Annotated in this window: 11 protein-coding genes; all 11 read right to left on the reverse strand. The window is 38.3% G+C overall.

Annotation, left to right across the window (positions count from 1 at the left end; genetic code table 11):
• On the reverse strand, window positions 1-1,505 hold a 1,505-nt coding region (locus tag ACIQXP_RS24930; RefSeq protein WP_387508734.1), incomplete at its 3' end, for a DUF5686 and carboxypeptidase-like regulatory domain-containing protein.
• 42 nt (window positions 1,506-1,547) lie between these two features.
• Window positions 1,548-2,030 carry a DUF2147 domain-containing protein gene (locus ACIQXP_RS24935; protein WP_387508736.1) on the reverse strand — a complete coding sequence of 161 codons (483 nt, stop codon included), beginning with the start codon at window positions 2,028-2,030 and terminating at the stop codon, window positions 1,548-1,550.
• Window positions 2,014-2,871 (reverse strand): sterol desaturase family protein, encoded by an 858-nt coding sequence (locus ACIQXP_RS24940; RefSeq protein WP_387508738.1) that lies wholly within the window; start codon window positions 2,869-2,871, stop codon window positions 2,014-2,016. The genes ACIQXP_RS24935 and ACIQXP_RS24940 overlap by 17 nt, the downstream gene beginning before the upstream one ends.
• 32 nt (window positions 2,872-2,903) lie before the next feature.
• The gene (locus tag ACIQXP_RS24945) at window positions 2,904-3,083 is read right to left on the reverse strand and encodes a hypothetical protein (RefSeq protein ID WP_387508740.1); all 180 of its coding nucleotides are present in this window, start codon (window positions 3,081-3,083) and stop codon (window positions 2,904-2,906) included.
• A 231-nt stretch (window positions 3,084-3,314) separates the two neighbouring features.
• Window positions 3,315-4,136, reverse strand: coding sequence for a DUF4249 domain-containing protein (locus ACIQXP_RS24950; protein ID WP_387508742.1), 822 nt, complete (start codon window positions 4,134-4,136; stop codon window positions 3,315-3,317).
• Between the two features lie 2 nt (window positions 4,137-4,138).
• Complete coding sequence (locus tag ACIQXP_RS24955) at window positions 4,139-6,580, reverse strand: TonB-dependent receptor (RefSeq protein WP_387508744.1); 2,442 nt, start codon at window positions 6,578-6,580, stop codon at window positions 4,139-4,141.
• Window positions 6,581-6,701: 121 nt separating this feature from the next.
• Window positions 6,702-7,706: a FecR family protein gene (locus ACIQXP_RS24960; protein ID WP_387508746.1), complete on the reverse strand. Its 1,005-nt coding sequence runs from the start codon at window positions 7,704-7,706 to the stop codon at window positions 6,702-6,704.
• 18 nt (window positions 7,707-7,724) lie between these two features.
• Window positions 7,725-8,318 (reverse strand): RNA polymerase sigma factor, encoded by a 594-nt coding sequence (locus ACIQXP_RS24965; RefSeq protein ID WP_387508748.1) that lies wholly within the window; start codon window positions 8,316-8,318, stop codon window positions 7,725-7,727.
• A gap of 192 nt (window positions 8,319-8,510) precedes the next feature.
• Window positions 8,511-9,404 carry a YncE family protein gene (locus tag ACIQXP_RS24970; protein WP_387508750.1) on the reverse strand — a complete coding sequence of 298 codons (894 nt, stop codon included), beginning with the start codon at window positions 9,402-9,404 and terminating at the stop codon, window positions 8,511-8,513.
• Window positions 9,405-9,566: 162 nt separating this feature from the next.
• A complete protein-coding gene (locus ACIQXP_RS24975; protein WP_387508752.1) occupies window positions 9,567-10,181 on the reverse strand; it encodes a phosphatase PAP2 family protein in 615 nt (204 codons plus the stop codon).
• Window positions 10,182-10,212: 31 nt separating this feature from the next.
• A partial coding sequence (locus ACIQXP_RS24980) for an efflux RND transporter permease subunit (RefSeq protein WP_387508754.1) occupies window positions 10,213-11,718 on the reverse strand: 1,506 nt, incomplete at its 5' end.

The following is an 11,718-nucleotide window of genomic DNA, read 5'->3' on the forward strand; positions in this document are numbered from 1 at the left end:
CCCTCTAAATCATTAAAAGCGTAAAAACTGCCATTTGGGCCAAGCTGAACTGGGCCAAGGTCGGCATAACCGCCCGTTATAAATTTTGCCAGCCAGGCTGTCCGTTTATAAGATGGCATTTTCTGTAAACTATCGATATTCTTATAGATCAAAGCCTGCGCTTTCGGTAAAGTATCAGCTCGCAGATTTGTCCACAGATTCTCTGTAGGTTTTTCTGTAATTAAATCAACCTGATGGCTATCTCCATTATAGAAACTAGAGGCCAGAGGTTCATTTATTTTGTAATCTGTAAAGAATACCGTTCTGTCTCCAAAAATCTTGGTCCCTTTAGCTTTCATCAGGCCAAAATCAGATTGCATATCACTTTTGACCAGGTAAAATCGACCGTCCGGATATTGCGTAAAATCCTGTCTAACATCCATTCTTCTTACAAAATTGATATTGATGTGTTTGTTCAGACTTAGGATATCGGATTTTACGGCATAACGGCCATCCATAGTGATGTACAATTTTCCCTCGAAAAGCAAATCGCCCAGATTTCTGGGCGTAAAACTGACTTCAATAAGACGTCTATTTCCATTACTTACTGTATCGGTAATAAAAAATTTATAGAAATCGGGGGCATGGTCGGCAATTGGACTTAAAAACTGATTGGTAAGGATAAAAATATTATTTGCATAAATATCCGGATTGCCATATAACCGATTTAAGTAAATATCAAGCGCAGCGGTATCAACAAGCGTATTATAATTTACTTCTTTATGGGCTTTTAGAATGTTAATATTTTTTGAGGGATGTCCTCTTGAATAAATATCTTCATACTTTTCGGCCATATAGACAGGTAATGCAGTTTTTACGCTGTCGTTTATTAACATGGAAGAATCGAGCAGGAACTTGTATTTAAAAAATAATTTAGAGGAAAGAAATTTACTGGAAAGGTCGAACAGTGAAAAACCAATTCTTTCATACTGATGATATTGAACATAATCGGCGGCCTGCATTCTGTTCATTTCTTTGTGGTTGATTACCTGTTGAATGAGGGATACCGCAGGATTATCGCGGTTTTTGTAATGCGTTTTTCCCGTAACGTGTACAGAAACTTCGTCCAATTGCATATTGCTCCCCTTCAACTGTACATTCAATATTTGTGTTTTTCCGGCAACAATCAGTTTCAGCGCCGTTTTAAATCCCACGCAAGAAAACTTTAACTGCAAAGCTTTAGAAGTGGTCATAATGCTATAGCGCCCGTCTTCATCTGTTTTTGTGCTTTCCTGGCCGCCCGCAAAGCTGATGGTAACATTGGTTAAAGGCTGAATGTTTAAGGCATCAAGCACCTGCCCTTTTATAACCGTCGGTTGCCGAACGCTTTTAGAACCTATATGGTTTTCAGCCGGTTTATTGGAATCCAACTTTACTTGCGCACTATCTTTTTGCTGACCGAAGAGCAATGAGGGAGCTGTTAAGATTGATAAAACTAAAAAAACAATCCTTTTCATTTTGTTCATGATAATGGGTTAAGATTTTTGTTCCAATGGAAAAAAGAGGAATTATTTATTTTTTACAACTCGCTTGAAAGAGATTGACTTGCTTAAGAACTCGAAATGCCAATAGCCTTTCACCTTCAGCAAACCGTTTTCTTCAAGGCTTACTACAGAACTCCAGTCTCTGCCACTGAGTGGATCGTAAATGATACCATCCTCCCATCGATCTGAATCTTCATTATAATTCAAGCCCTTTAAAATTTCCATGCCCAAAAGTTTTCTGTGCCTCAAGGCTGGATCTGGATTATGGACATCCATTCTACTTTCCATTGGTCTGGACGGGTCGTCTTTGTCACTAAACCAAGTTACAGTGGCCTTGAATCTGCCATTTTCTTTGGCAACATTAACCATCACATTTTTCTGTACCGAAATCCAATCGCCAAGAATGAGGTCAGATTTTTTATGATGGCTTGCGATTTTCGGTGAGCATACTTGTAATCCAAAAACAGTTAAGTATCCAACCAAAACGAATTTACCTAATGTCAGCATAAACTTTTCGGGTTAAAGGTTCATCGATATCGGTTGTTTGCTGTTCTTTATCTTTTTTAAGAAAAGGATAGGACAATAGCCTAGAAAAAGTTTTCATTTCTGATGATGGTGCAGTATCGACTCCGAAATTTATTTTCGACTCTTCCAGTTCCATGTATGTTCCAAACAACCTATCCCAAATGCAAAGAATATCGCCATAGTTGGAATCGGTGTACGGAAGTGTATCATGGTGGTGCACCTTATGCAGACTAGGGGTAATAAATATCCAGCGAAGAATACGTTCCAATTTCGGAGGATAAGAAATAGAAGTATGCGCCATTAGGTTAGAAAAACTTTGAATAAACTGCCTTATTATTAAAACAGCAATGGGCACTCCCGAAAGGTATACCGTTAACACCATGAAACTTACTCTTACAAAGGTTTCGCCTGGGTGCTCGCGAACAGTTGTAGAAACATCAAGCTCGGTATCGCTGTGGTGGATAAGATGAAAATTCCATAAAAAAGCTGTTTTATGCATTGTTAGGTGATACACATATTCGAAGAAGTCCATTAGTATAAATCCTACAAGAAACCTGATTAGAAAGCTATCGCCAATTGGAATTTTATTTAGCAAGCCCCAACCATGTTCTGCGGTTAATTCGCTAACCTTAATAACGGCCAGGGTTAAGGGCAATTGAATAAGTGTTGCTGTCGCCAAAAAATGAAGATTTAAAACAGTATGGCACCATTTGGATTTTATGGATTCTTTTCTAAACAGTATTTCAGAATTCCAAAGCACAATAATGGTTGTCGCGAAAAAAATGAGTTGAAGCGTTGTTGAATGGTCTGGCCTGGCAGTCATATCTCTTTCCTATTAATAAATGTGTTTCCTTTTTATTTGCTTTCGGATATAGAATTTACTCGACCGGTAGTTGATGGTTCGATAAATTCGTCAAATTTTAATGGCTTGGCCTGCATGCCAACCAGGGAACGCTGAAAGGGAGCCACGAGCAATAGCCATGGCATTACATCACTCATTTTTTCGAATAGAAATTCTTTACTTGTATTTTCCATAGTCTTGGTTTTTATTATCAAGACAAGGGTATCAGTAAATAGTCCTATAATAAAAATGAAAAACTGCTTAAATTTCTATCGAAATTTTATTTGCAACCTAAACTTGTAGAAGACTTTTGCCTTAAAGTATTTCTATAGCCTTGACGCAAACACTCCAATATTAATTAATCAGTTATAAGAGGATTATAAAAGTTGCCGGAAAAGCATACCGAGAAGAAATTGATGACCGATTTATTTGATCAGCTCAGCAACGGTGGTCGATTTTACAGATACATCTGTGCAATAAAAATAGCCAAGCGCTCCACCAGAAACATTACCTTTTACAATTCCCGGATTGGCCGAGAAAAGGCTTTTCCAATCCGTTTCCTGAAAAACGTCATATAGATATTGCTCATAAGATTTGGAAAGCGAAAACTGATAGATATCGATTTTATCGGTAGAAAGGAGGGTAAAATCTGTTCGTTGCTCCAACACCGGCGAAAGCCCGTAAGGCGGCGGGTAATTGTGAATGTAACAAAAGGGTTGTGTTTCGCTAAAGAAAGATGGATCCCACTCTTTTCCACCAGGCGATTTGTAAAACAACTGCATGCCTGATATTCCATCAAAAACATGTTTTGGTACAGATAGAATTAATTTACCGTCATCGTTTATTGATTTCAAGTTAAGTGCTGCATTGCTTACAGCATTAACTTTTTGTAAGGTATCTACAGCGTCATAAGCAGAACCATTGTAAAGCACCCGGAGGTGGTATATTGTGCCATAAAGTTTATGATCTGGAAGGATTCCACTATAAACCCCGGGTACATTCGTTATTTTGAGCATTGTACCATTGATGTAAACCTTAGCATCGTTAATTGGGCTAACGGGATTTTGCAAATTGTACGATGGTTTTGTCAAGTAAATATATTGCGCTGCAGACAACGTATTTACACCACCCTCAACAACCAATGGCGCAATACTGGTCGGCGTAGGAAGAACAACCTTATCAACCAGTTCTTTTTTACATGAGAGGCAAGCTACAAGAAGAAAAAAAATAGTAAGAAATCTTTTCATGTTTAAAATCTGAAATTATAAGAAAATGATGGCATAATGCCTGAAAATGATTCCTCAAAGCCGAAGTTTTTATCGGGCTCGATAGTTGCCAAACGGTAGAACATTGGATTTCTGCGGTTATAAACATTATAAATCCCAAAGTTCCAGGTCCCTTCATACGCTCTTTTCTGATCACCCGTTTTCGATGTTTTAGGATTAAGCTGTAGCACAATGTCCAGTCTGTTAAAATCCGGAAATCTCGTATTGTTCCTTCCCAGGTAAATAGGGACTTTTGAACCATTGTAAGTATAATAGCCAACCGGCAATGTTATCGTTCGCCCTGTTCGGTAAGAAAACAATGATGAAAGCACCAGCCTGTTACTAAGGGGATAGCTGAGCGACAGCTTTAAATCATTGGGAATATCATAATTTGCGGCATAGCGTTGTCCATCGTTTATGCCATCTATCTTTTTAAAAACACGCGAATAACTGTAATTTAAATTGGCGGTAAAACCTGCGATTTTCTGATGTGTAGACAGTTCGATACCATAACTATTTGCAATTCCGAAGCGAATGAACTGTTTGTAATCGGGATTAAGAATAATCTTTGCATGATCTAAAAGATCCAACTGATTGAACGACCTGCGAAAATATCCAGAGAAATTATAAACACGCTTTGGATTCTTCAGATAACTAAAGGTAGCCGAAATAAAATCGGCGCGTTGTGGGGGAACCAAAGGCCCCGAAGAAATATAGGTATCCATTGCCGAATAGGCCTGCTCATTGTTTTGCAGCACCTGAAGATGTTGGATGGTACGGTTGTAGGAAAATTTAAGTAGACGGTCTTTCTTTAGATCGAAAATAAGTTGTGCCCGAGGCTCAAGGCTGTAATGAGACCAAGACGGGCCATAAATATCCTGCTCTATCTGGCTGGATTCATTATATATCCCTGCACGAAGTCCGTACCTTAAATGCAAATAACTAAAAATTTCAATATCATTATCAAAGTAAAGTGCATATTCGAGCGCTGACACCCTGTTCAAGCTTGTGCTTTTGTCATCCACCAAGGTTTCGCCGGGTTTTAAATGATGTCTTGTACCAGAAACACCAAACTGAATATGGTTTTTTGAACTGTGATAATAAGAAAAATCTGCCTTTAGGGTAACATCTCTAATCCCCGTGAGCCATTCGTTATTATCAGTGGATTTGTTATTCAGACTTAACGAACTTCGGTAATTACTATAAATGGCCGAAAAGTTCATAAACAATTTTGGCGTGTACACATGATTTAGCCTAAAAGTTACCGTAGAATTGGTCCAATCATTGGCGAAATTATCCTCTGAAAAAAGATGGTCGAAACCATGATAAAATGAGAGGTAAATACGGTCCTTTGTACTTAATATAAAATTGGTCTTTAGGTTTAGGTCGTAATAATTTGCATTTACATTAAAGTAACGATAATCGTAATTGAGCAAATCGACCAGACTTCTGCGGGCCGCAAAAAGAAATGAGCTTTTGTTTTTTACAATCGGTCCCTCTGTCGATAATCCTGCAGATAGCAAACTAAGTCCCCCTTTAATGCGATAATCTGTTAAACTTCCCTCTGCCAATTTAATATCTACTACTGAAGAAATTCTGCCACCATAACGAGATGGCATATAATCTGGATAAAGTTCCACATTTTTTAAGGCATTGATATTGAGGGTAGAAACCAGACCAAATAAATGTGAGGCGTTATATATCGGTGCTTCATCAATCAATATCAAATTCTGGTCATAGCCCCCTCCCCTAACCGAAAGTGCCGAACTGCCTTCAGATGCATTTTTAACCCCCCGTTCCATTTGTAGGGCTTTCATTGCATCAATTTCCCCACCGAAATAGGGGATTTTCATAATATTTTGTATGGATGGTTTGATAATGGACTTCACCATCTCCAAAGAATCTTCGGAAGGGTTTTTGCCACTGATGCTTACCTGAGCCAACTCATAAACGTTCTTTTTTAAACCAATGCTTGAATATCTGTCCTTTGTGTGCTTAATCAACTGGTTATCTTGCTTATATCCGATAAAATTAACTACCATCGGATAGTTCCCCTGCGGCAATGAGATTGAAAAATATCCATACTGATTCGAAAATTGCTTTTCGCCGCCAATTTCTAGCACGGCACCGATTAAGTTCTCTCCGCTTTCTTCATCAAATACAATCCCGTTTAGGGTAAAAGGCACAGTGACCTGTTTGTTAATTACAACTGAACCTGCGAGCAGTTCGAATTCCAGACCACTATCTTTTAGTAAAATTGAAAGAATATTCTGAACGCGCTCGCTATAAAAAATTTTGTCCTGAATTACTTTTTGGGGAATAATCTCAGGCTCAAAGGCAATTGAAACTCCACTTTGTTTTTGAAATTTTTCCAGTGCTGTTCTAAGATCTGTATTTTTGAAGGCAATAGAAACTTTCTTCTCCAAGGCAGCATTTTGGGCAAAACAATATGGATCTGAGCACAAAAAAATACCCAACCAGGCTAAAAAACCAAGTATGAAATGTTGTCTCCTGTTCAAATGTCATCAATTATACCAGTGTTGCCCATTACTTTTTCTGTAGATAAATTGTCTGTCCTTTAGTTGTCTGCTCTAGTTGAAGCGCCTTGCACACCACAGTGAGAATATCATTTAAAGATTTCTTTTTAAATTCCGCTGTAAAGCGCCGGTTCTTAAGCAAGCGATCTTCAATAACAACTTTTTGATGATAGGCCAACTCAAGTGACTTTGCAACCTCGGCCAAGGTTGCATTATTAAAAATGAGCTGATGGTCTGCGTATGCCTTATAATTTGGATCCTGGATAATACCCTTTGCAATTTTATCCTGGCTGAAATTATAGTTTGCCAGTTCACCAGCTTTTAAATTGACCATTACAAAATTCGCATTTTTCTTGTTAATGCTTACCTCACCCTCATTTACCGACACGGTTAAATGACCATCGGTAGAACCAATGTTAAAACTCGTACCGATATCTTTCACAACAATATTGTGATGCTCTATGCTAAAAGGGTATTTTCCATTGTGAACAACCTCTAAAAAGCATTCACCCTTAACCAGTTCCAATTTTCTTGAATGATTAAAATCTGCACTATAATAGGTAATCTTACTACCTGCATTTAGTGTGATTTTCGAACCGTCAGGAAGTGTGAAATGACTGGCCTCATTATTATTTGATGTTAAAGTAACCATGCGGGGAGCAGACAAATAAATCGTGATCATCAATCCGGCAACCAAAATAGCTGCCACAGCTGCCCATCTGGAAACCTTAAGTGAAAGAATTTTAGTTTTTTTAACGGGTGGAAAATCAGACAATCCTATTTTGGAATGTAAAACCGATAACGAACTTTCCGTATCCAGCTTACGATATGTGTCCAGTAGGTCGAGATTTGTAAAATCGCTTAAAACCAGCTGGTAAAACGCTTCATTTTCAGTTGTTAACTTTCGCCAGTCTGAAAGCTTTAGTGCATCGTTCTCTGAGATATTGCCATCCTGCTCATCCAATATAAGTTTCAGATAAGTTGATTCGTTGGTATTTAGGTCGAAATTCTCCATATTATAAGTTAGACAACATTAATATAGAAAAGACCTATAAAGAATGTTGATAAAAAACACGATGATAATCACATGTTCCAGATTTTCCCTCAATTTTTTATATCCATAGGTGAGATGATTTTTAACTGTTTTTATGGAAATCCCCAATTGTTCGGCTATTTCCTGTTGCTTTAGCTTATCGAACTTACTCATTAACAATACCTTTTGGCATTGACCTGGAAGCTGGAGAATAGCTTTTTCGAGGGCCAAAAGTTGATTTTCAAGAATTTCTGCATCATTTAATTCCGTTTCACTTTCTATATCATCGCATTCAGATAATTCAATATTAATGGTATTTATACGATCCCCTTTCAGCAAATTTAGCGAAGCGTTTACCACAGCTCGGGATAAATATCCAGAAAGAGAATAGGATAATTTTATCTTTCCGGCAAGGTTCCAGATTTTAATAAAGACATCATGGACCACCTCTTCTGCCATTTCTTCCCGGCGCAGATATTTATAGGAAATGGTAAAAAGCTTTTTATAATATTGCCTGTAGAGTTTATCAAAGACGTGTCGATTTTGTATCGAAATCTCATTTAAAATTTCCTGGTCTTCAAATACCGTCGACATGATAAAAATACTCTTTAAGAATGATTGATTTGAAAAGTGATCGAAAAGCGCAGGACAGCCCTACGCTTTATCATTATCTATTTCCCGAATTCCAGAACTTTGAAAGTTCCAGGAATCATTTTTGGGCGTTGTCCCTCAACAGTACTTTTCTCAAAATTTGCTGTTGGAAGAAAAATGTGATGTGTAACGGCATCAAGTGCTATTGTTCTGGGCTCCAGACTCTGATTTCAGGGTTTCTTCTACCACGAATTTATCAGCTGAAACTTCTCTCACTACTGTGATGGTTCCTTCGCCGTTTGAGCTGTAAGCTAATTTTGTTGTTGCATCGAAAACCACACCGTCAGCACCATCGCCAATCGGTAATTTAGCAATGTGTCTACCTGTTTTAGCATCTAAAACAAGCATCACCTTGTTTGAACAAACCGTAAACAACCTCGAATTAGCTCGGTCCATTGCCAATCCTGAAGGCTCTTCGCCACCGTCAAGCTTATAGCGAGATAATACTTTGAACGTTTTGCCATTAAAGCAAACAATTTCATTCGTGTCCTCAATGTTTACATAAATCTTTCCTTTTCCGTCAGAAACACCAGCCTCGGGCTTTCCACCCAATGGAATGGTTGCAACTACTTTATCTGTTTGTGGATCGATGACTGTAGCATCGTGGCTTTTGCCGTTAAAAACAAATACTTTCTGTGAATAGTCATCAAAAAAAGTAGCATCAGGATTTTGTCCAACACTAATTTGCGCCATCACCGTTAGGTTTCTTAAATCAAATACAGTACAATTCCCCAATTTACCGTTCGTGGTATACCCTTTGCCTAAAGCACCCGCAATGGCAATTCCGTGTACGCCCTGTGTGTCGTGGATTACGCCTACCGAATCGCCCGAAACTTTGCTCAAAACATTCACCTGGGTCCCGTGAGAAACAAAGAGGTTATTATTCTTTTGGTCGACAGTCAGGTAGTCCCATCCTCCACTGCTCCCAATGCTGTGTGAGGCCAGCAAATGAATGCCTGTTTTCTTTTGTGCGCTTACCGATAGGCCTGTTGCAACCAATAAAGCCAGAGTTAAAATTTTCTTTTTCATCTTTTTAAATTTGTTTCGTAATGGAGCTACCATGATTTAATCATTTCACTGTGTGATTTTGAAAATCATTGCGGTTTCATTTTATTTTTTGGGTCGAATTTTAAACGATTGATATACTAAGTAACGGCCTGATTCTGTAGCAATTTGGGTTTTTAAACTATTTCAAAATAATTGATAACGATTGAGGTAGAAATTAATAAGAAGATACAAACAGCAATAGCCAAGTAGATAACCAGCAACAACATCGGTAAGCCAGTGTGCGCCGAGGTAAACCCTGGATATAGAGACCAATATGATTATGGTTACACAAAATGTAGCAACAATCAACCTGATGACCAATGGTATTGTTTTCAACTTAAACATCAAAAACACCAGAAACCCAAAGAAAACAGTATAAAAAAGTACGTGTCCGCTCGGAAAACTTTGTTGTCTTGTTATCTCGATAACTCTGATAAGATTTTTGGCGGGCCTTGGTCTGTTAATCAGATATTTTACAACTGAACTAACCAGGCCTGAAATCATTGTGAAAAAAACAAATAAAGCCTCTCGTTTAAATTTGAAAAGCAAAAATAACAATGACACGACAGCTACAATTGGAATACTGTATTTAAAGTTGCCAACACTACTTACAGCAGTCATAAAGGCATCAAAAAAAGCATTTCCATGTTCCTGAATTTCTAATGAAAACCATTTATCAAGAATTGTTGGTGGCAGTACTACAACGAAAACAGTTAATGCAATAAAACCTGTAAGCGAAATCCAAAAAAGGTACTTCAAAAACGGTCTTCGTAAAAATTGTAATTCAGTATTAGCCATTTGCATGCGTAGGCTTCTTTGAATAAAATTTACGAATAAGGCTTGGTAATGCCACCAATAGCAAAGGCAATGCAACAATAAATCCACCGATTACGGCAATAGCCAATGGTTGGTGAAGCTGTGCCCCTGCACCAATGCCCAATGCTAATGGCATCAATGCAATAATTGCTCCTAATGCAGTCATTAATTTAGGCCGTAATCTGGTTGAAATGGCAAAAGTAATCGCATCATCTACGTCTTTATCATGCAACGATTCCTTGAACTGTAAGAAAGTAAAAATTGCATTCTCACCGATAATACCTACGATCATGATAAGCCCTGTATAACTGCCCACGTTTAACGGCGTACCAGTTATAAACAATGCTAAATAACTACCTGAGATTCCCAAAACAGAAATCAGGAGAATTAAAAACGCTATTCTGAAATCCTTGAAAAGGAATAAAATCACGCTAAAAACCAGCAAACTTGATGCAATAAGAATGGTTAGCAATTCAGAAAAGGACTGCTGTTGCTCTTTGTAGGCACCACCATATTCGATGTGATAGCCTGAGGGCAGTTTTACTTTTGATTTGATGGCGGATTGAATATCCGTCATCACACTCCCCAAATCGCGGTTATCTAATCTTGCGGTAATGACCCCAATGGTCTGCAGGTTTTCTCGCTCAACTTCGGCACTACCCGATTTAAGTTCAACCTTGGCCAAATTCTGAATTGGAATAGCTGTTCCACTGGAGAGAAAAATCTTCATCCTCGAGATATCTGAAATACTAAATTTTCTACTGCCCGGATAAAGCATTCGGATGGTTGAAAGCTGTTGTTTATCATACAAATCGCCGATAACATTACCTTGCATGCCCGTTTGAACCTGTAACTGAAACGATGCAGGCGTTACACCATATTGAGCAAGCATAGCAAAATTAGGCTGGACATTTACAGTTGGCCCAGATAGTACAATCCCATCAAATACATCGGCTGTACCGCTTACCTTCGAAACCAAATCTGCTACCTGTTTTGATAAGCCCTGCAGTCTTTGCTGGTCGTTACCAAAAATTTTAATCTCGATTGGCTGTGTCGAACTCATTAAATCGCCGAGCATATCACCAATTACCTGGCCAAAATCGACCACTAATGCAGGCTGTGTACTTTCAACATGTGTTCTGATCTCAGAAATCACCTCATCTGTACTTTTTGTTCTGTTTGGTTTGAGTTGGATAAGGTAATCCCCTGTATTAGGCTCGGTAATGAAAAAGCCCATCTGCGTACCAGTTCTTCTTGAATATGCCTGCACATCAGGAATTTTAACAATTTCTTTCTCTACCTCTTTCAACATCCTATCGGTTTCTTCAAGCGATGTCCCCGGAGGAGATGCATAATCCAAAACAATACTCCCCTCATCCATTTCTGGCAAAAACCCCGTTTGTAAACGAGGAAAAACGATTGCTATCGAGGCAATTAAAATCAACATAAAAACAAAACTGATGTACGGTCGCTGAATAAA

Origin of the sequence: Pedobacter suwonensis (genome assembly GCF_044762335.1) — a bacterium.
GTDB lineage: Bacteria > Bacteroidota > Bacteroidia > Sphingobacteriales > Sphingobacteriaceae > Pedobacter.